Source organism: Pseudomonas abieticivorans (assembly GCF_023509015.1).
Classification (GTDB): domain Bacteria; phylum Pseudomonadota; class Gammaproteobacteria; order Pseudomonadales; family Pseudomonadaceae; genus Aquipseudomonas; species Aquipseudomonas abieticivorans.
This window is the reverse complement of record NZ_CP094975.1, coordinates 2,215,813-2,236,454: the sequence shown is the minus strand read 5'-3', so window position 1 is coordinate 2,236,454 and position 20,642 is coordinate 2,215,813. Positions and strand designations below refer to the sequence as shown.

The window sequence follows — 20,642 nt, the reverse complement described above, 5'->3', positions numbered from 1 at the left end:
TGGGCAGTCAAATGTTCAGGGGTGAACGATAACAGCCAGTCGGGTGAGGGTGGCAGTTTATCGCACCCAATAAAAAACCCCTGAATCTTTCAATTCAGGGGTTTCTCGGTATTAGTGGTGCCCAGAGACGGAATCGAACCGCCGACACGGGGATTTTCAATCCCCTGCTCTACCGACTGAGCTATCTGGGCAACGGGGCGCATTAAAAGGCTTTTTCGAGCATGCGTCAAGCACGTTTTCAAAAAAATTTTAATCAATACCGGCGCTTACGCGCTGAAGCCTTATTCTGCGGGCGGCACGTAACCATCGGCCTTGGCGTAGTCTTCGCCCGAGAAGAACTTGTCCATCTCGCCCTGCAGGTATTTGCGATCTTCGGCGTTCATCATGTTCAGGCGTTTTTCGTTGATCAGCAGGGTCTGGTGCTTTTGCCAGTCGGCCCAGGCCTTCTGCGAAACGTGATCAAAGATGTCCTGGCCCTTGGCGCCTGGGAACGGGGCGCGGTCCAGGGCGGGCAATTGTTCTTTGTACTTGCGGCACATTATGGTGCGGGTCATTGCAACTCTCCTGCGTTCAAGGCATCGGCCGCGCGTTTGAGCAGCTTTTTCACCGGGGCGGCAAGGCCCAGGCGCGGCGGGGTGGCGAGGTTATACCAGAGCCAGTCGGCCTCGGCCACGTGGTGGGCCGACTCCTGCACGGGCACCAGCCAAGGCTCGATGGCCAACTGGAAGTGGCTGAAGGTGTGGACCAGGCCGTCCATCGGCTGTGGCGCACTTATTTCGAGCGAGTGCTGCGCGGCCAGGTGTTCCAGGTCGCTCAGGTCGTCCAGCTCCGGCAGGCTCCACAAACCGCCCCACAGGCCGCTGGACGGCCGCCGGTAAAGTAAAATGGCACCTTCGCGGTTGGCCAGCATGGGCATCAGCGTGTGCCTGAGCGGCACACTCTTGCGCGGCTTGGGGATCGGGTAGCGGATCTCCAGGCCCAGCAGGTGCGCCTGGCAGCCCTTTTCCAGTGGGCACAACAGGCAGCTGGGCTTGCTGCGGGTGCACAGCGTGGCGCCCAGGTCCATCATCGCCTGGGTGTAGTTGTTCACTCGGGCGTGCGGGGTATATAGCTCGGCGTTGGCCCACAGTTGCTTGGCCACCTTCGGCTCGCCGGGGTAGCCCTCTTGCGCGGTGTAGCGGGCCAGCACGCGCTTGACGTTGCCGTCCAGGATCGGCGCGCGCAGGCCCATGCTGATACTGGCGATGGCGCCGGCCGTGGACAAGCCAATGCCCGGCAGCTCGACCAGTTTCTCGACGTCATGCGGGAACTGGCCGCCATATTCGGCGACGACGATCTTCGCCGTCTTCTGCAGGTTGCGGGCGCGGGTGTAGTAACCCAGGCCCGTCCACAGGTGCAGCACTTCGTCTTCGGGGGCTTGGGCCAATGCCTGGACCGTGGGCAGCGCGGCCATGAAGCGGTCGAAGTAGTTGAGCACGGTGCTCACCTGCGTCTGCTGCAGCATGATCTCCGAGACCCATACCCGATAGGGGTTGATGCCCTGTTGCCAGGGCAGGTCATGCCTTCCGTTGCGGTCGAACCATTCCAGTACGGCGGTGGAAAATTGCTCTGGGTTCATCGTTTGAACAGACCTTTCAGCGCGTCTTTCAGCTGGGGGCTGACCTTGTCGCCGAATTTTTCTTCAAGTTTCTGGTTGATTTTGTCGCCAGCCATTTTGCCGGCGATCTTGCCCAGACCGTCCTTGTCCAGGCGGCAAGCCTTGGCGCCCAGTTCCAGCGGGCCACGGCAGCGCAGCGGCCATTCTATGCCAACGAAGCGGTCGCCCACCTGGCAAGCCGGGTCGGGCATGGCGCTGGTGTCGCCTTCGATCACCACGCCCACGTTGTAGTCCATACCCAGCACGCGCAGGTCGATATCACCGTTGCCGTTCACCGTCAGGCCCGGGATGCTGACTTTGAGGTCCTGGTTGCTGGCCACGCCGTTACGGATGACCACGCTGCCCTTGAGTTCCTTGAAGGGCGTGTCCTTGCCGCGCGGTTCGCCGCTGAGCGACTTGCGGTTGAGGGTGGCGATGCCGGTGCACAGTTGTTGTTCCAGGTTGGCGTTAACCAACACGCCGTCGTTGAGGACGAAATTGGCCGTGCCGTTCAGGCTGTCGATCAGTGCTTTCTGGCTGTTGCCGGCGCCGCTGAGGTTGCTGTCCAGGGTCAGCAGGCCACGAACCGGTGGCGGGTTGTCGCCGCGACCTTTGACGAAGTGCTCCACCGGCACGCGGTTGACCTTGGTCTGCAGTTTCAGCACCGGCAGGTCCGGGCGTACGTCCAGGGTGCCTTGGCTGGCGAACGTGCCGTTGTACATGCCGCCGGACAGCTCTTGCAAGGTCAGCAGGCCGCCCTGGCCCTGGGCCTTGAGGGCGGCGTTGTCGATCGGCCATTTGTTCAGGATCAGTTGGCCGAAGCTCAGGTCGGCTTGCAGGTCGATCTGGCGCAGGCGCTCGATCGGCAGCAGGCGGTCGTTGCTCCAGGCGCCCTGGGTCGGCTTGTCAGGCAGCGGGCTGTTGCCGGCACCGGCGGCAACGGCGGTGTCTTCGCTGGTTTTCACTTCGGCCTGGCGAGCAGCGCCGGCGCTGGCGGCGTCCGCGCTTTTTGGTGGCTGATAGCGGTCGGCGTCGAACTTGTCGGCCTTGAGCTGCACGCGCAGGGCCTGTTTGGCGAAGTCTTCGACGGCCAGGCGGCCGGCGATGCTGCTGCCGTCCAACTTCAGCGCCAGGCCGTCGAGTACCAGGCTGTTTTGCGTGGCGTCCAGGTGCGAGACCATTTCGAACTGGCTCAAGCTGCCATCGGCCATGGCCGGCAACGGCTGGTTGATGCTGTCCATGAACGTGCGCAGGTTCATTTGGGCAATCGACAGCGTGCCGTTGACCTTGGGCTCGGTGCTCAGGTCGCGGGCATTCAGTTCGCCCAGGGCGCGCAGTTGGTTGATCGACAGCTTCAACCCGCTCCAGCCGGCGACGTTGGCGGCCAGGTCGGCCATCAGTTGGCCCTGGGCGGAATAAGTGACGGTCTTGCCTTGCAGCGGGTCGCCGGAAGCTTCACCCGACAGGCGCATGTCTTCGAACTGGTAGCGCTTGAGGGCACGGTCCATGCGCAACTCGCCGCTCAATTCGGTGCGCGCGCGCATCGCAGGCTGGTTGGTGCCCAGGAAGGCGGTGACCTTGACCGGGATGTCGATGCCGTCGTGGATGGCGCCGGCACTCAATTGGATACTGTCGGCGGTCAGCTCGCGCCCGGTCTTGACGTCGGTGAACTGCACCTTGGCGTTGTTCACGGTCAGGCTGTCGATGTCCAGTTTCACTGGGCGATCGTTAGCGTCCGGTTTGCTCACGGGGGCGGGCGTCGCAGCGTTCGGGTCGGTGGCCGGGGTGGTCGACGGCAGCGGTTGGCCGATGTCCTGCCAATTGCCGTGGCCGTTCTCGTCGCGCACCAGGGTCAGGTTCAGGCCTTCCACGCGCACGTCGCTCATTTGCACTTCGCGGCGCAGCAGCGGCAGCACGCGTACGGATAGGCCAAGCATCTGCAGGTCGGCAAACGGTGTTTTCGGGTTGTTCAGGGTCGCGATGCTGGCGTCGTGCAGTTCCAGGCCCAGCCAGGGGAACAGGCTCCAGCCGATGTCGCCATTGAGGGTCAATTCGACATGCGCCTTGTCGCGCGCCAATTTGCGAATCTCGTCTTTGTAATCGTTGGGATCGAAGAGGTGGGTCAGGGCGAAGCCCGCGGCCACAATGATCAGCAACAGCCCGAGAACACAAAGCCCCAGGATTTTGCCGAACGCTTTCATAGGCGAGTCCTTGTAGTCCGATTTCAAAATTTAGCCCGCAAGTATAGCGCTGCGCAGTAGCAGGCGGTTCGAAGTGCGTCGCGACCCCGGTGTATCGGGATATTTCTACCCTCGTTGGCGAGCCATTTTCGACAACGGTCGGCTTCAAGGTTCCTTATGGGGCGCAAGCAGTGCACAAAACGTGAAAAAGACGATATCAGATTGCAACTACTGTAATGAGCAAATGGTAACCTTTCGCGCTTCGTCACACCTGCTGCGGCTTTTTGTCGCGAAAAACGAGTCGCTGCCGATAAAACAATCGATTGCCTGCGTGCGTGAAGGTTGTGGGCACGGGCTCGAGTGGCGAGTCATTGATCAAGGGGGAAACAATAATGAGTACGAGCATTACTGCGCACGGGGTGGCGGATCAGCCGTCGTTCCTGTCCAAAGAGCGAATCATCGCCAAGGCCGGCTTCAACCGCTGGCTGGTACCGCCGGCGGCACTGGCCATTCACCTGTGCATCGGCATGGCGTATGGCTTCTCGGTGTTCTGGCTGCCGTTGTCCAAGGCCGTCGGTATTACCCAAGTGGCCGCTTGCGCGCCGGACATGGGCTTTTTCGAGCAAGTGTTTTCGTCGTCCTGTGACTGGCCAATCTCCATGCTTGGCTGGATCTACACGCTGTTCTTCATCTTCCTGGGTTGCTCGGCGGCCATCTGGGGTGGCTGGCTGGAACGCGCGGGCCCGCGCAAGGCTGGCGTGGTATCGGCTTTGTGCTGGTGCGGCGGCCTGCTGATTTCGGCGCTGGGTGTGTACACGCACCAGATCGCGTTGATGTGGCTGGGCTCCGGCGTGATCGGCGGCATCGGCCTGGGGCTGGGTTATATCTCGCCCGTGTCGACCCTGATCAAGTGGTTTCCGGACAAGCGCGGCATGGCTACCGGCATGGCGATCATGGGTTTTGGTGGTGGCGCGATGGTGGGTGCACCGCTGGCTGCAGCGCTGATGAGCCACTTTGCCTCGCCTGAAGGCGTGGGCGTGTGGCAGAGCTTCGTGGCCATGGCCGCGATCTACTTCGTGTTCATGATCGGTGGTGCGCTGGCCTACCGCGTGCCGCCTACCGGCTGGAAGCCCGAGGGCTGGACCGCACCTGCGAAAAAAGCCAGCAACGCGATGATCACCCACCGCCACGTGCACGTCAGCGTGGCCTGGAAAACCCCGCAGTTTGCCTTGGTGTGGCTGGTGCTGTGCCTGAACGTATCGGCCGGCATCGGCATCCTGGGCATGGCATCGCCGCTGCTGCAGGAAGTGTTCGCCGGCAAGTTGCTGGGCAATGACCTGACCTTTGGCCAGCTCAATGCCGCGCAACTGGGCCAGATTGCCGCGATCGCCGCGGGCTTCACCGGTTTGCTGAGCCTGTTCAACATTGGTGGGCGCTTCTTCTGGGCCACCTTCTCGGACTACATCGGCCGCAAAAACACGTACTTCGTGTTCTTTGCCCTGGGCTTTGCCCTGTACGGCCTGGTGCCGAACCTCGGCCACCTGGGCAATATCGCCTTGTTCGTGGCGGCGTTCTGCGTAGTGCTGTCGATGTACGGCGGTGGTTTCGCCACGGTGCCGGCCTACCTGGCCGACCTGTTCGGCACGCAAATGGTCGGTGCCATTCACGGCCGCCTGCTGACCGCCTGGGCTGCTGCTGGGGTGCTGGGCCCGGTGCTGGTGAACTACCTGCGTGAGTATCAGTTGAGCATCGGCGTCGAACGTGCCGCTGCCTATGACATCACGCTGTACATCTTGGCGGGCCTGTTGGTGGTGGGGTTCTTCTGCAACGCGCTGGTGCGCCCGGTGGCCGACAAGTACTTCATGACCGATGCGCAACTGGCGGCCGAACAGGCGCTGGGCCACGACAAGGGTGCTGACGCCAGCACCGTGCTGGAGTGGAAGGCCGACGCGGGCAGCAAGCCGCTGGCGATGCTTGCCTGGCTGGCGGTGGGTATTCCGTTGGCGTGGGGCGTTTGGATCACGCTGCAAAAAACTGCGGTGCTGTTTCACTGATATTGGTCACGGCGCTTGCCCTCACCTCGGCCCTCTCCCGGTGGGAGAGAGTTGGGGTGAGGGCTGCAACGCCCTCACTGGTCAGTTCATATCAGCCTTTTTGTTCCCGTTTGCCGCCCGCGTGCCTATAATGTCTGCCTTTTTCGCCCAATGATTTTGCGGAGCTGGTGATGGCCGAACGTAAGGCGTCCGTCGAGCGCAACACCCTGGAAACCCAGGTCAAAGCCTCGATCAACCTGGATGGCACCGGAAAGGCCCGATTTGATATCGGTGTTCCCTTCCTTGAGCACATGCTTGACCAGATCGCCCGGCACGGGCTGATCGACCTGGATATCGAGTGCAAGGGCGACCTGCATATCGACGATCACCACACCGTGGAAGATGTCGGTATCACCCTCGGCCAGGCCTTCTCGCAAGCAATCGGCGACAAGAAAGGCATCTTCCGCTACGGCCATGCCTATGTGCCGCTCGATGAAGCGCTGTCTCGCGTGGTCATCGACTTCTCTGGCCGCCCAGGCCTGCAGATGCACGTGCCGTATACCCGCGCCAGTGTCGGCGGCTTTGATGTGGACCTGTTCCAGGAGTTCTTCCAGGGCTTCGTCAACCACGCCAACGTCACCCTGCACATCGACAACCTGCGTGGGCACAACACCCATCACCAGATCGAGACCGTGTTCAAGGCTTTCGGCCGCGCGCTGCGCATGGCCGTGACGCTGGATGAGCGCATGGCCGGGCAAATGCCTTCCACCAAGGGTTGCCTCTGATGCAGACGGTAGCGGTTATCGACTACGGCATGGGTAACCTGCACTCGGTGGCCAAGGCCCTCGAGCACGTGGGTGCCGGCAAAGTGCTGATCACCAGCGACGCCGCGGTCATCCGTGAAGCCGACCGCGTGGTGTTCCCTGGCGTGGGCGCGATTCGCGACTGCATGGCCGAGATCAAGCGCCTGGGCTTCGACGCCCTGGTGCGCGAAGTCAGCCAAGACCGTCCGTTCCTGGGCATTTGCGTGGGCATGCAGGCATTGATGGACCACAGCGAAGAGAACAACGGCGTCGACTGCATCGGCCTGTTCCCAGGCAACGTGAATTTCTTTGGCAAGGACCTGCATGAAGACGGCGAGCACCTCAAGGTGCCGCACATGGGCTGGAACGAAGTGCACCAGGTGGTCAACCACCCGCTGTGGCACGACATTCCCGACCAGGCGCGTTTCTACTTCGTGCACAGCTACTACATCGCCGCGGCCAAGGCTGCGCAGGTGGTCGGGCGCGGGCACTATGGCGTCGATTTTGGCGCGGTGCTGGCCGAAGGTTCGCGTTTCGCCGTGCAGTTCCACCCCGAGAAGAGCCACACCCATGGCCTGCAGTTGCTGCAGAACTTCGCCCAGTGGGATGGCCGCTGGTAAAAATTGAAAGGGGGCTTCGGGCGTGAGGCGCGAAGCCCTTTTTAAAGGAAAAAACCGATGCTGATTATCCCCGCAATCGATCTTAAAGACGGTGCCTGCGTACGCCTGCGCCAGGGCCGCATGGAGGACTCCACGGTGTTCTCCGATGACCCGGTGAGCATGGCTGCCAAGTGGGTAGAGGGCGGTTGCCGCCGCCTGCACCTGGTAGACCTGAACGGCGCCTTCGAAGGCCAGCCGGTCAACGGTGAAGTGGTTACCGCGATCGCCAAGCGCTACCCGCACCTGCCGATCCAGATCGGTGGCGGCATTCGTTCGCTGGAAACCATCGAACACTACGTCAAGGCGGGCGTGAGCTACGTGATCATCGGCACCAAGGCGGTGAAAGACCCGGCCTTCGTCGCCCAAGCCTGCCGTGCGTTCCCAGGCAAAGTGATTGTCGGCCTGGACGCCAAGGATGGTTTCGTCGCCACCGACGGCTGGGCAGAAATCAGCACCGTGCAAGTCATTGACCTGGCCAAGCAGTTCGAAGCCGACGGCGTCAGCGCCATCGTCTACACCGACATCGCCAAAGACGGCATGATGCAGGGCTGCAACGTACCGTTCACCGCTGCGCTGGCTGCTGCCACCAAGATCCCGGTCATCGCTTCCGGCGGCATCCACAACCTGGGTGATATCAAGGCCCTGCTGGACGCCAAGGCTCCGGGCATCATTGGTGCAATCACCGGCCGTGCCATCTACGAAGGCACCCTCGACGTAGCAGAAGCCCAGGCTTACTGCGACGCCTACAACGGCTGAGGAACAGAACATGGCGCTGGCCAAACGCATCATCCCTTGCCTGGACGTGGACAACGGCCGGGTAGTGAAGGGCGTGAAGTTCGAGAACATCCGCGACGCCGGTGACCCGGTGGAAATCGCTCGGCGCTACGACGAGCAGGGCGCGGACGAAATCACTTTCCTGGACATCACTGCCAGCGTCGATGGCCGTGATACCACGCTGCACACCGTGGAGCGCATGGCCAGCCAGGTGTTTATCCCGCTGACCGTGGGCGGCGGCGTGCGTACCGTGCAAGACATCCGCAACCTGCTCAATGCCGGTGCCGACAAGGTTTCGATCAACACGGCCGCGGTGTTCAACCCAGAGTTTGTGGGCGAGGCGGCGCAGCACTTTGGTTCGCAGTGCATCGTTGTTGCCATCGATGCCAAGAAGGTCTCTTTGCCGGGCGAAACCCCGCGCTGGGAAATCTTCACCCACGGCGGCCGCAAGCCTACGGGCCTGGACGCGGTGCAGTGGGCGATGAAGATGGAAGGCCTGGGGGCCGGCGAGATTCTGCTGACCAGCATGGACCAGGACGGCATGAAAAACGGTTTCGACCTGGGCGTTACACGCGCCATCAGCGACGCGCTGGGCATCCCGGTGATTGCTTCGGGCGGCGTCGGCAACCTGCAGCATTTGGCCGACGGCGTTATCCAGGGCCATGCCAGCGCGGTGCTGGCTGCCAGTATTTTCCACTTCGGCGAATACACCGTGCCGGAAGCCAAGGCGTTCATGGCCGCGCAAGGTATCGTCGTGCGCTGAAAATGCCACCCCTCTGTAGGCGCGGATTCATCCGCGAAAAGAACACCGCGGTATGTCAGTTGAATCGTGGCGTTCTTTTCGCGGATGAATCCGCTCCTACAAAAAAGAGGGGTGAATGATGGCTTTTTGCTACACAGTTTTACTGGACAGTTGATATCGCGCCCTGCACTCTGGGCGCACGCCATGGAATTGGGGGCTCGTCTATCATGAAGCGCATTTTGCTTGCCTGTTTGACCAGTGTCTGCCTGCTGCTGGCCTGCACCGTTCGCGCCGAAATACCGGCGGGCTACTCGATGGTGTTGCTCACCGAAAACTTCCCGCCCTACAACATGGCCGCCGACGGCAAAAACTTCGCCCAGCAAGATAATATCAAAGGCATTGCCGCCGATATCGTGCGCGAAATGTTCAAGCGCGCCGCCATCCCCTACAGCATGACCCTGCGCTTCCCCTGGGACCGTATCTACAAATTGGCCCTGCAAAACCCAGGTTACGGTGTATTCGTCACGGCCAAGCTGCCCGAACGTGAATCGTCCTTCAAATGGGTAGGCCCGATCGGTCCGGATGACTGGATCATGCTGGCCAAGGCCGACAGCCCGATCAAGCTGAGCAACCTGGCCCAGGCGCGCAAATACAAGATTGGCGCCTATAAGGGCGACGCCATTGCCGAGACCTTGGGCCGCGAAGGCATGAACCCGGTGGTGGCCCTGCGGGACCAGGACAACGCGAAAAAATTGCTGAGCGGGGAAATCGACCTGTGGGCAACGGGCGATCCGGCCGGGCGTTACCTGGCCAAGCTTGAGGGGGTGAATAACCTCAAGACCGTGCTGCGCTTCAACAGCGCCGTGCTGTACCTGGCGTTGAACAAAGACACCCCCGACGCGGTGGTGAACCAGTTGCAACACGCCTTGGACCAGATGCGCGCCGAAGGCCTGGTGGACGAGATACTCAACAGCTACCTCTAGCATGGGGGTAGATAGATACCGCTGTTGGGGGCAGGGCGGGTGATTTGATGCGGCGGGTGAAAACCCTCCGACCATCACCAAGGTACCCCCCATGACTGCTACCACCCCCGATGCGCTGAACAGGGCCCTATGCGCGCAGTTTGCCGGCCGGCCTACCATGGCGGCTGTCAGCCGTGAGTTGCTCTGCAGCGAACTGCGCCAACTGCTGCCAGGCCTGGCCGAGCCCTTTGACGACCTCAGTGTCGCCCTGCCCTTGGCCGAAGGCCGCCCCGGCTGGAACTCGCAACCTTTGTTGAAGTTTGCCCAAGGTTGCATCGCCCAGTACTGGGTGCCAGACCTGTCCCCCCGCCAAGGGCTGAGCGCCTACCTGACCCGGCAGCTGCCCCACCCGGAAAGTAACGGCGGCAAGGCCATCGACATGAACGAGGTGCGGGCGATGCTGGCCGGCCTTGCCGACGACCTGCCAGGTGCCTGCCAGCAAGCGCTGTTGAGTTTTTGGCAGGGCAAGTCAGACGCCGGGGTTACACGCATTGCCTGGCTGAGCCAGGCATTGCGCCAAGCCTTTTGCCTGGGGCGCGACCAAGCAGGTGGGTATGTGGACCTGGCAAATGCGCTGATTGTGGGCGACGCCACCACGCTCAAGACTTGGTGCGTGCAAGCCTGCCTCACGGTCGACGGCCAGGCGCTTTATTCGTTGCTTCCCGATTTGCTACTGCAACAGGGCGAGCGTTGGTTGTGGTGTTCGCCGAATGCGCCTTGGCTGGGTTACAGCTCACAGCAGGGGCTACTCGGCGCGCTCCACGATTCGCTACAAATGCGCTACAGGCCCCAGCACATTACCTACACCTGGTTCGAAACCTCACAGGACCCTTTTGCCGTGCAGGCGGAATTGCTGCTCAACCAGCAACTCGATGCGATACAGGCACTGGACATGCGCGCTGCCGGCACGTTCGCGTTGCTTGAGCGTCAATTCGCTGAGTTGAGCGAAATACGCCTGGGTGGCCACGAGTCCCCCGATGACTATGGCTTAGCCAGTGCACTGCCGGGCTGGATGAGCGCCTTGGCGCCCACCGACCGTTTCCGCCTGCGCCGCCACCTGCTGGACCTGGCGGTAGTGCAGCAGCGAGCCAACGGCAAGGGCTTCCTGGACGGGTTGCCAAGCCTGCGTGAGTATTGCAACCAGGCCTTGAATAGCGCGATGCAGCAGGATCATCCGCAGGCGCAGGCCTATGACCCCGAAGGCGTGATACTGGAATTTGCGGTGCCTTATGGTCAGGGCGGCTTCGGATTCGTCGAAAAAGTCCGCATGCCACTGTCCGAGTTGGCGCTGCGCAACCTGCAGGCCTTGCCTGGCGGCGACGTGGTTATCAGTCATGCCGACGGCAGCGGCGTGCCCACCTGGTTGACGCTTGATTACCTGGGCAAGCTGGTCCAGCGCGTGGATGTGGGGCAGCACTACCCCGAACTGCTGCAACGCGAGCTATTGGCAGACCTGCCGGCGGTTAAGGCGCGCCGGCAGTTGTTTCGTGAGCAACTGGCCGTGCAGTTGCCGATACTGGCGTTGCAGCAGAAGATCGAAGGCCAGGGCGCCCTCAGCGAACAGGGCTATACCCTGGTTGCAAACCTCATGGCCGCGGACATCAAAGGTGGGCGTCGCTATGGCGCCCGCTTGCGGGCGCTGACGTTCTTGAGCGGGCCGGGCGCCAGCGGCGATGTGGCCGCCAATATGTTCGTGTTCAGCGGTGCCCAGGTAAACAAAGGCCCACTGGTGCTTTATCGCCCCGGCCTTGAGGGCGCCTTGCGGGAGTTTGCCAATGCCCAGGCGTTTTTCGCCGCCTTGCAAAGCGACGCCGGGTTGGCGCAAAGCATACTGGCGGCGCTCCCTGCCCCGGCCCGGCCGCTCTATGATAACGGCGGTTTCGCGCAAGCCCATGTCCCCGTGCTGGTCGATGACCCTTTCGCCATCGTCCCGCCAGGCAATGTGCCGACGTTGGGGGGCGCAGTGTTCCCCAGTGACGTGTTGACGCGCCTGTACACCTGCAATGCCGAGTTCTTGCTGGCCCAAGCCCGTGAGCATTCAGTGAGCAACCAGCAAAGCCGTATCGATCTTGGCTTGCGCCTGGGTGGCCTGCTGTTCTCGACGTTCCTGCCGTTTCTCACGGGGCCTGCGGCAGTGGCTGGCTGGTTGCTGCAACTGATCGGCAGCATCAAGGGCGACGTGGAGCAACTGCGCCAAGGTGACCCCCAGCAGAAAGCGGCCGCGTTGGTCGACCTGTTGTTCAACCTGGTAACCGTCATTACCCATGGCCCCACGGCTACCGATGCCGACAGCCATGGCCCTGGCGTTGAACTTGCGATGCCTTTGCTGGACCAGCAGTCGCCGGTGTCCCGGTGGCTGGCGATCCCCATTGCCCCGGAAAAGCCCGGTACCAAGCCGGCCAGGCTGCAGCAGGCCCATAGCCGCCTGGACCTCAGTTGGGCGGGGCTGGGCAGCGGTGAAACCCGCGAGTTGCTGGCGTTTCTGGAGCGCGTCGCGCTACCGGTGCCCGCAGTGTTGCCCGCACCGGTGCCAGGTGGTTTGGGGCGAGGCTTGTTTTCAATCGACGGCCATCTGCATGCGTTGATCCAGGGCCGGCTGTTCCGGGTGCTCTTGGTACGTGGCACGTTTCATATCATTGACCCGGCCGACCCCGCCGATGAGGGGGTGGGCAGGCCGATGATTACCTGGAGCGGTGATAAACAATGGCAGTTGGACCTGCGTCTGCGCTTGCGTGGCGGGGCTCCCGAACGGGCTGTGCGTATGACCCGGCAGCGCGCCGAAGTGCAGTTTAAGGCAAAGCTGCGCGAACTGGATCAAGCCTCGGATGCCATCGGCCAGGCGCGGGCCAGGGTGCTGCCTTTGGAAGATAAGGTCAGTGATCAAATGGACATCGTGCATGAATGCCATGATGCTTTCGAACAAGACCGCTCGGCTGCAAGCCTGGCCCGCGCACTCCAGGCCCGGGAGACGGCACGGGGGTTGGTTGCCGACCTTTCGCCGGTGCGCGCCGAATATGCACAAGCATTGCACGCATTTATCGATCTCTCTGCCGATGGTACCCGGGCCTTGACGGTGGCCGAGCGTTTTGACCTGCTCAAATGGACGGATGAGCTGGCGATCGATTTCTACTACGACCAAGCCGAATGCCTTCTGCTGTTGCAGAAACTGGCCACGGACGAGCGTCAGGAAGCGCTGCTCAATGGTCACTGGTTCAAGAGCTGGTACGGGGTTCGTGATGACCGCGCACCATCGGATGAATTGGAATACATGGCCCTTGTCATGCATATCGAAGCGCTCTCGGCGCGGGCTCTGCAGCACCTATCGGCGTTGGACGGGTTGTTGCTGCAAGTCGAGAAACTGCCAGCGTATCCGTCGGCCCTGATCAAGGGCAAAGTGCAGGGCACGCGTAGGCGCCTGGATACCATGACCACGATACAGGCGCGAGTGGATGCGATGAGGGTGCAGAGCGAACTTAGCCTGGACTTGCGCATCCCGACCATGGATGAACGGCTTTACTACGAGGAGTTTTTGGGTGGTTCGGATTTGTTCGCTTCTGCCTTTTCCCACGCCCAACTGGGGGTTGCCCCTGAAGAAATCACCGCCGAAGAAAAAATGAAAGTGCTGCAGGGCGCACTGCAATCCTATGCCAAGGCCCGCGAGGCGGCGGAGTTCGTGCGCGCCAGCTTCCCGGTGGGGGAACAGCACGACTACCTTGCCGACTACGTCGCCGGCATTGCCACGCTGCAGATGAATGCACAAACCGAACTTGCCGGCATTATTCGCACGCTCAATGACGACTTCAACCAGCCCCAGCCAGCTTCGCCGGCCGTGCGCGAGCGTAAGCGCAAGGTGTTCAAGACCCGCACTCGCAATGCCTTGGTCGGCGTGGCGCGCGAGCCCAGCGCGGCCGAACCCTTTTTGATCTATGACGTACTGGACCCGGTGAGTCATACCGTGGTGGCCAGTTACCGTGAGCATCAGGATGAACAGTTGTTCGTCGAGATCGTGACCGCCAAGAAGCCGCCCCCCATGCCCGCCGCAGGCAAGACCGCGCTCAAGGCGCTACGCAAGCAGGCCCATGGGCAATTGGAGCGCAGCGAGCAAGAGCAATTGAGTGCCGGCCTGGCGCCGCTGGACCGTTGGGACCCTTGGGAGATCGAGTTCCCGTTGCTTGCCTTGGCCCGGGATATCGAGGGCACTGTGGCCAAGCTCGATCAGCACGCCCCGCTGGCAGAGCCTTACGTGGGGGTGAGGGCGCGGCTCAGTGCGGCTGTCCAGGCATTGAAAGCCACGGGCACACGGGTGCGCGTGGCGATGTGCAAGGCGCAGTTACCCACTGGCGAGAACCTGCAGTATCTCTACCGCCAGGGTGCGGTCGCCATTGCCCGGATAGGCAAGCGCACGTCAGCCAGCCGAACGCACGGTGGTTTTTTTGATGAGTACAGTATCCGCGACAAACAGGGGGAGCTGCTCTGGTACGCACACCTGCACTATGCGACCGAGCAAGCGCCGCGCGGCGAATTCAGCGTGGCCCATTTAAAACTGCCCGCCCAACGGCGCCTGGGCCTGGAGGCCCAATTGAAGCAGGCCCGCAACGACCAGCAAGTGATACGTATCTGGCGCGGGCACATCACAGATCGGCAAGTGCTTGGCTGGTTCCCCCTGGCCTAGCGGTACACGCCATCCTTGCCGTGGCCGCCCATGGCACGGTTACCGCGCTCACTGATCATCTGCCGGATCGGTATCCAGGTAATGCCCTGGGCCTTGAGGTTCGGCAGTTCACGCTCAAGCACTTCAAGTGTTTGCGGGTAGGGGTGCCCGATCATCACCACCGAGCCCTGCTTTTTGGCCAGGGCAATGGCGCTACGCAGTTGGCCAGCGATGGCATCGGTGGTGCGCGTGTCATCCAGAAACACATCCCGCGACACGCTGGCCAGGCCAATGGCCTGCGCCTTGGCCGCCGCCACGGTGGCTGCGCTGGTGCGGCTGTCGACGAAAAACAGATACCGCTGCTGCAACTCTTCCATCAACATCGCCATGGCCTCCGGTTGGGAAGTCATGCGGCTGCCTTCGTGGTTGTTCATGCCGCTGGCGTAGGGCACGGCCTTGAGGGCCGCCAGCAAGCGCGTACGCAACTCGTCCATCGACAGGTCCGGGTGCCAGGCAAACGGGCCGGTGGCCGGGTCCATGGGCATGTGTACCATCACCGTCTTGCCGGCCTTGTGGGCTTCGCGGGCAAATTGCGCGGCGTGGGGCGTGTCGGGCATCACCGCCAGGGTGACGGGGCCGGGCAGGGCCAGGGCGCGACGATCCCGGGGCAGGTTTTGCCCCAGGTCATCGATGATCAGGCTCAGGTAGGCGTGCCGTGGCTTGTCGCCTGGGCTGGCCGGCGCTGCGTGGGCAGCGCCGGCCAGCAGGCACAGCATAAGGGCGAAGGCGGCGCGCAAACCCATCACTTGTTGCGGGTGACGCTCAGGCCCTTGAGCAACGACAGTGCCTGGCTCAACTGGAAGTCGCTGTCTTGCGGGCGTGCCGATTTGGAAGTGGCCGCTGGCACCTTGTTGCTGGACGGCCGGTCTGCACCGCCGTTGCCGTTGCCCAGGTGACCTTGCAGGTCGGCTTCCTTGAAGTTCTCGCTGTCCTGGTCACTGGTGACCTTGCCCTGGCGCACTTCAACGTCCGGCACGATGCCCTGGGCCTGGATCGAACGGCCATTGGGCGTGTAGTACAGCGCCGTGGTGATCTTCAGCGCGCGGTCGTTGTTGAGCGGCAGCACGGTTTGCACCGAGCCCTTGCCGAAGCTGTCGGTGCCCATCAACACGCCGCGCTTGTGGTCTTGCAGGGCGCCGGCGACGATTTCCGATGCCGAGGCGCTGCCGCCGTTGATCAGCACCACCAACGGCACGCCGTCGCTTTCGTCGTGGCCGGTGGCCGAGAAGCGCAGTTCGGAGTTGGCGATACGGCCCTTGGTGTACACGATCAGGCCGCTGGTGATGAAGTGGTCAACCACTTCCACGGCTGCCTGCAGCACGCCACCGGGGTTGTTGCGCAAGTCCAGGATCAGGCCGTTGAGCTTCTTGTTGCCGTTGTCCTTGCGCAGCTTGGCCAAGGCTTTGGAGACCTCTTCGCCGGTCTTGATCTGGAACTGGGTGATGCGGATATAGCCGTAGCCGTTTTCCAGGGTTTGCGCTTTCACGCTTTTGACCTGGATGGTGGCACGGGCCAGGGTCACGTCGAACGGGTTGCCGCTGCCGCGCACCAGGGTCAGGGTGATCTTCTCGCCGATCTTGCCGCGCATCTTGTCCACGGCTTCGGTCATGGTCTGGCCGCGCGTAGGCTGGCCATTGATCTTGACGATGATATCGCCTGCCTCGATGCCGGCACGCGAAGCCGGGGTATCGTCGATGGGCGAGACCACCTTGATGAAGCCATCTTCGGCACCGACTTCGATGCCCAGGCCGCCGAACTCGCCGCTGGTGCTTTCCTGCAGTTCCTGGAAGTCTTCCGGGCCCAGGTAGGCGGAGTGCGGGTCAAGGTTGCTGAGCATGCCCTTGATGGCGTTCTCCAGCAGCGTCTTGTCATCCACTGGCTCCACGTAGGCGGCCTTGATGCGGTCCATGACCTCGGCGAAAGTGCGCAGCTCTTCGAGCGGCAGCGGCGCCTTGGAGGTGTCCACGGCGCTGGCCGGCGCCGTGGCGGTGGTGGTCGTTGCACCGATTTTGGTCGGTTCTGCGGCACGAGCCAGGGGAGCGCCAATGACCACGGCGATCGTCAGGGCCAGCGAGGTAAGGCGGGACAAGTGCAGCATGTCGAACGAACTCCTAATCCTGGTTTTGCGCCTTTCGGGGCATTGGCGTGACCGTCACCGACGGCCAGAACGCCCTTGTTAAAGGTGTTTCAGGCTGATCCTCAGCCCCTGCACCATTGTGCCGGATCGGTTGCCCGACCCTGCTGGCGAATTGCGAAATACAAGGCTGACGCGTCTTGCCCACCGCTGTTGCCGACCGTCGAGATCGTCTCGCCGGCTTTTACAATGTCGCCCGCGCCCTTGAGCAGGGTCTGGTTGTGGCCGTAAAGGCTGAGGTAGCCGTCGCCATGGTCGAGAATGACCAGAAGTCCGGCGCCGCGCAACCAGTCGGCAAACACCACGCGCCCGCCATGTACCGCGTGCACGGCGCTGCCGGCCGAGGCACTGATCATAACCCCGTCCCACTTGGTGCGGGCGTCGTCGCCGCGAGTTTCACCAAAGCGCGCCAGCAGTCGACCATCAACCGGCCATGGAAGTTTGCCGCGGGCCTGGGCAAAGGGCCCGCCATACGATGCCCCGCTGCTGGAAACCAGCGCGCCAGGGGTTGGCTTGGCCTTTTTCGGCGCGTCCGAATCCTTCGAGGTGCTGGCGGCCAGTTCGCGTTGGCGCTGCTTCTCGGCTTCCTGCTGGGCCAGCAAGGCTTTCTGGCGTGCCTCCTCAGCCTCGCGGGCCTGGCGGGCCAGGGTTTCCTCGATGGTCTTGAGCACCTTGGCAAGGTCGGCCTGGTCTTGCTGGCGGGCCTGCAGTTTCTGGTCTTGCTGCTTGGCGCTGTCGTTCAGTTTGGCCAGGGCCACCTGGCGGTCCTTGCGGACCTTTTCCAGGTCGGCCTTCTGCTGGTCCAGGCTGCTTTGCTGCACCAGTAGCTGAGCTTGCTGCATCGAGCTTTCTTTCTCGACGTTGGCCAACTGGCGCAGGGTTTCGTTGAAGCTCTTGAGTTGTTCGAGCCGCGCGTTGCTGAGGTAATCGTAATACGTCAGGGTGCGGGCGAACTTCTCCGGGTTCTGCTGGTTGAGCAAAAGCTTGAGGTATTCCTGACGACCGCTCTGGTAGGCCGCGCGGGCCTGGATGGCGATCAGTCGTTGTTGTTCGGTACGGGCGCTTTGGAGTTTGTCTTTTTCAAGGTTTAGGCGCTCCAACTCGCCTTGGGTCTTTTTTAGTTCTTTTTGCAGGGCCTCCACCTGCTTCTCCAGCGTGCCGATTTCGGTTTCTGTTCCGCGCAGGTCTTTCTGCACGCCGGCTTTTTCTGCCTGGACCTGGTTCAACGCCTTCTGCAGTTCGGCAATGTCTTGCTTGGTCTGCTGGAGCTGTTGCTGGGTCTGCGCGCGTTCGTCGGCAAAGGCCGGGCTCAGCGCGCTGGTTAAGGCTAGGGCTATCAGGAAGCGGAGCATGGGGGTGGGCGATACCAGAGTGGAGACGGGCCTAGTATGCCCGCCGCGAGCCGCAAAAAAAACGTCCTGTCGTTTACTGCCACAGGGCGCCCTGTTCGAAAGCACGGCAAGCGTCGGGCGCTTGCCGGCCTCCCATGACTTTAGCCGTCAATCAGGATCGAGTGGCCAGTCATTTCCTCGGGCTTTTCCAGGCCCATGAGGAACAGCATAGTGGGAGCCACGTCGGCCAGCACGCCACCTTCGCGAACTTTCACGTTGCGCTTGCCTACGTAAATGAAGGGCACAGGCTCGGTGGTGTGGGCGGTGTGCGCCTGGCCGGTGCTTTCGTCTTCCATCTGCTCGACGTTGCCGTGGTCGGCAGTGATCAAGGCTTCGCCGCCGACCTTTTCCAGCGCGCCAGTGATGCGGCCCACGCAGGTGTCCAGGCATTCGACGGCCTTGATCGCCGCCGCCATCACGCCGCTGTGGCCAACCATGTCGCCATTGGCGTAGTTCACCACGATCACGTCAAAGCGCTGGTTTTCGATGGCATCGACGATCTTGTCGGTGACTTCGGGTGCGCTCATTTCGGGCTGCAGGTCGTAGGTGGCAACCTTGGGCGATGGGATCAGGATGCGCTCTTCGCCTTCGAAGGGCTCTTCGCGGCCGCCGGAGAAAAAGAACGTCACGTGGGCGTATTTCTCGGTTTCGGCGATGCGCAGCTGGGTCTTGCCGTTCTTGGCCAGGTATTCGCCCAGCACGTTTTTCAAGCTGCTGGCGCCGAATGCGGCCGGGGCCGGGATCTTCGCCGAATACTGGGTCAGGCCGATGAAGCCGGCCAGTTTTGGCTGGCGCGCACGTTCGAAGTCCTTGAAGTCATCTTCGACGAACACCCGGGTCAGCTCGCGAGCACGGTCGGCACGGAAGTTCATGAACACCACCGCGTCGCCGTCTTCCACGCGCACCTTGTCGCCAATGGTGGTGGCCTTGACGAATTCGTCGCTTTCGCCACGCTCGTAGGCCGCTTCCAGGCCCTGCGCGGCAGTGGCCGCGGTGAACTCGCCGGTACCGTCGACGATCAGGTTGTAGGCCTGGGCCACGCGGTCCCAGCGGTTGTCACGGTCCATGGCGAAATAGCGGCCGATGATGGTCGCGGTGCGGCCCTTGCCCAGTTTGGCGAAGGTGGCGTCCATCAGCGCCAGCGGCGCCTGGGCGCTTTTGGGCGGGGTGTCGCGGCCGTCGAGAAAGGCGTGCAGGTAGATTTTTTCTGCACCCTGTTGGGCGGCCAGCTCGGCCATGGCCACCAGGTGGTCCTGGTGGCTGTGTACGCCGCCGTCAGACAGCAGGCCGAGGATGTGCACCGCCTTGCCAGCCTTGACGGCTTTGTCCACTGCGCCGCAAATGGTCGGGTTCTTGAAGAACTCGCCGTCGCGGATGGCCTTGGTCACCCGGGTGAAGTCCTGATACACCACGCGCCCGGCGCCCAGGTTCATGTGGCCGACCTCGGAGTTGCCCATCTGGCCGTCGGGCAGGCCCACGTCCATGCCGGAGCCAGAGATCAAGCCATTGGGCTGCTCGGCGCACAAGCGGTCCAGGACAGGCTTGTTGGCAGAGTACACGGCGTTGTATTCGTGGCTTTCACTGTGACCGAAACCATCCAGGATGATCAGGACCAAAGGTTTAGGCGTGGTTGTCATAGATCCCACTCGCGGCTGTTCAGATGAATTCGAAGATGAAGATTGAGGCTGCGCATTTTAGGCCAAATCGGCCAGCAATGACGAATAAGCTTCATTTCGCGGGGTGCATCGACTACAGACAAGCCCAAAAGGGTGCCGGTTCCGTCATGATGACTGCCCGGCGGGCTTTGGCCCACTTTGACTGCTGTGTATACTGGCCGACATTTTAACGCCCTGGAACCCGCTGATGGTTGACCACCTGATCCAATTTGCAACTAATCACTATCTGCTGGTCGGTATCTTTGCCGTCCTGCTGATCATGCTGCTCGTTCTGGAAGCAAGCCGTGGCGGCAAGAGCCTCAGCCCGCGCGAACTGACTGCACTGGTCAACGCCGAGCAGGCCGTGGTGATCGATATCCGCGCCAAGAAGGATTATGCCGCAGGCCATATCGTCGGCGCGTTGAACATCCCTCAAGAGAAGCTGGCCGAACGCATGGGCGAGCTGGAAAAACACAAGGCCAAGACCCTGATCCTGGTCGACAGCGTCGGCCAGCACGCCGGCACCAGCTGCCGCGAACTGTTGAAAGCCGGTTTTACCGCTGCAAAATTGTCAGGTGGTGTTTCCAGCTGGCGTGCCGACAACCTGCCACTGGTCAAGTGATATGAGCCACGTCGTCGTTTATTCCAGTGATTGGTGCCCGTACTGCATGCGGGCCAAGGCCCTGCTGGAAGGCAAGGGCGTCGCCTTTGAAGAAATCAAGGTCGACGGCCAGCCGCAGGTACGTGCCGACATGGTTAAAAAAGCCGGTCGCACTTCGGTACCGCAAATCTGGATCGGCGACCGGCATGTTGGTGGTTGTGACGATCTTTATGCCCTTGAGCGCGCCGGTAAACTGGACGCCTTGCTCAAGGCTTGAATCAAACCCTACAAGACCTTAAAA

At 62.0% G+C, this 20,642-nt stretch carries 16 protein-coding genes and 1 tRNA gene; 9 read left to right on the top strand and 8 right to left on the bottom strand.

Features of this window, described 5'->3' with window-relative positions; translation table 11 throughout:
* Positions 1–115: 115 nt before the first annotated feature.
* The 4 genes from L9B60_RS09990 to L9B60_RS09975 all read right to left on the bottom strand — a co-directional run bounded on the left by L9B60_RS09990 (position 116) and on the right by L9B60_RS09975 (position 3,837).
* Positions 116–191: transfer RNA gene (locus tag L9B60_RS09990), tRNA-Phe, on the bottom strand.
* Positions 192–281: 90 nt separating this feature from the next.
* A complete protein-coding gene (locus L9B60_RS09985; protein WP_249678330.1) occupies positions 282–554 on the bottom strand; it encodes an oxidative damage protection protein in 273 nt (90 codons plus the stop codon).
* The gene (mutY, locus tag L9B60_RS09980) at positions 551–1,618 is read right to left on the bottom strand and encodes an A/G-specific adenine glycosylase (protein WP_249678329.1); all 1,068 of its coding nucleotides are present in this window, start codon (positions 1,616–1,618) and stop codon (positions 551–553) included. Before mutY ends, L9B60_RS09985 begins: the two co-directional genes overlap by 4 nt.
* Positions 1,615–3,837, bottom strand: coding sequence for an AsmA family protein (locus L9B60_RS09975; RefSeq protein WP_249678328.1), 2,223 nt, complete (start codon positions 3,835–3,837; stop codon positions 1,615–1,617). Before L9B60_RS09975 ends, mutY begins: the two co-directional genes overlap by 4 nt.
* A gap of 371 nt (positions 3,838–4,208) precedes the next feature.
* Between L9B60_RS09975 and L9B60_RS09970 the strand changes: the two genes are divergently transcribed.
* From L9B60_RS09970 to L9B60_RS09940, 7 genes are all read left to right on the top strand, one after another.
* Positions 4,209–5,870 carry an OFA family MFS transporter gene (locus L9B60_RS09970; protein WP_249678327.1) on the top strand — a complete coding sequence of 554 codons (1,662 nt, stop codon included), beginning with the start codon at positions 4,209–4,211 and terminating at the stop codon, positions 5,868–5,870.
* Between the two features lie 170 nt (positions 5,871–6,040).
* A complete protein-coding gene (gene hisB / locus L9B60_RS09965) occupies positions 6,041–6,634 on the top strand; it encodes an imidazoleglycerol-phosphate dehydratase HisB (RefSeq protein WP_249678326.1) in 594 nt (197 codons plus the stop codon).
* Positions 6,634–7,272 carry an imidazole glycerol phosphate synthase subunit HisH gene (hisH, locus tag L9B60_RS09960; protein WP_249678325.1) on the top strand — a complete coding sequence of 213 codons (639 nt, stop codon included), beginning with the start codon at positions 6,634–6,636 and terminating at the stop codon, positions 7,270–7,272. The genes hisB and hisH overlap by 1 nt, the downstream gene beginning before the upstream one ends.
* Positions 7,273–7,329: 57 nt before the next feature.
* Positions 7,330–8,067 carry a 1-(5-phosphoribosyl)-5-[(5-phosphoribosylamino)methylideneamino]imidazole-4-carboxamide isomerase gene (gene hisA, locus L9B60_RS09955; RefSeq protein ID WP_249678324.1) on the top strand — a complete coding sequence of 246 codons (738 nt, stop codon included), beginning with the start codon at positions 7,330–7,332 and terminating at the stop codon, positions 8,065–8,067.
* A 10-nt stretch (positions 8,068–8,077) separates the two neighbouring features.
* Entirely contained in the window at positions 8,078–8,848 is a 771-nt protein-coding gene (gene hisF / locus L9B60_RS09950; protein ID WP_249678323.1) for an imidazole glycerol phosphate synthase subunit HisF, read from the top strand.
* A gap of 203 nt (positions 8,849–9,051) precedes the next feature.
* The gene (locus tag L9B60_RS09945; protein ID WP_249679699.1) at positions 9,052–9,810 is read left to right on the top strand and encodes a substrate-binding periplasmic protein; all 759 of its coding nucleotides are present in this window, start codon (positions 9,052–9,054) and stop codon (positions 9,808–9,810) included.
* A gap of 91 nt (positions 9,811–9,901) precedes the next feature.
* Positions 9,902–14,521, top strand: a complete 4,620-nt coding sequence (locus tag L9B60_RS09940; RefSeq protein WP_249678322.1) for a dermonecrotic toxin domain-containing protein — start codon at positions 9,902–9,904, stop codon at positions 14,519–14,521.
* Here the strand turns inward: L9B60_RS09940 and L9B60_RS09935 are convergent.
* From L9B60_RS09935 to gpmI, 4 genes are all read right to left on the bottom strand, one after another.
* Positions 14,518–15,303, bottom strand: a complete 786-nt coding sequence (locus L9B60_RS09935) for a divergent polysaccharide deacetylase family protein (protein ID WP_249678321.1) — start codon at positions 15,301–15,303, stop codon at positions 14,518–14,520. The genes L9B60_RS09940 and L9B60_RS09935 overlap by 4 nt on opposite strands.
* Positions 15,303–16,658 carry a S41 family peptidase gene (locus L9B60_RS09930; protein WP_249678320.1) on the bottom strand — a complete coding sequence of 452 codons (1,356 nt, stop codon included), beginning with the start codon at positions 16,656–16,658 and terminating at the stop codon, positions 15,303–15,305. The genes L9B60_RS09935 and L9B60_RS09930 overlap by 1 nt, the downstream gene beginning before the upstream one ends.
* A 101-nt stretch (positions 16,659–16,759) precedes the next feature.
* Positions 16,760–18,046 carry a murein hydrolase activator EnvC family protein gene (locus L9B60_RS09925; protein WP_249678319.1) on the bottom strand — a complete coding sequence of 429 codons (1,287 nt, stop codon included), beginning with the start codon at positions 18,044–18,046 and terminating at the stop codon, positions 16,760–16,762.
* 140 nt (positions 18,047–18,186) lie between these two features.
* Positions 18,187–19,722 (bottom strand): 2,3-bisphosphoglycerate-independent phosphoglycerate mutase, encoded by a 1,536-nt coding sequence (gpmI, locus tag L9B60_RS09920; RefSeq protein WP_249678318.1) that lies wholly within the window; start codon positions 19,720–19,722, stop codon positions 18,187–18,189.
* A 226-nt stretch (positions 19,723–19,948) separates the two neighbouring features.
* Between gpmI and L9B60_RS09915 the strand changes: the two genes are divergently transcribed.
* Both L9B60_RS09915 and grxC read left to right on the top strand, forming a co-directional pair.
* Positions 19,949–20,362 carry a rhodanese-like domain-containing protein gene (locus tag L9B60_RS09915; protein WP_249678317.1) on the top strand — a complete coding sequence of 138 codons (414 nt, stop codon included), beginning with the start codon at positions 19,949–19,951 and terminating at the stop codon, positions 20,360–20,362.
* 1 nt (position 20,363) lies between these two features.
* A complete protein-coding gene (gene grxC / locus L9B60_RS09910) occupies positions 20,364–20,618 on the top strand; it encodes a glutaredoxin 3 (RefSeq protein WP_249678316.1) in 255 nt (84 codons plus the stop codon).
* Positions 20,619–20,642 lie beyond the last annotated feature (24 nt).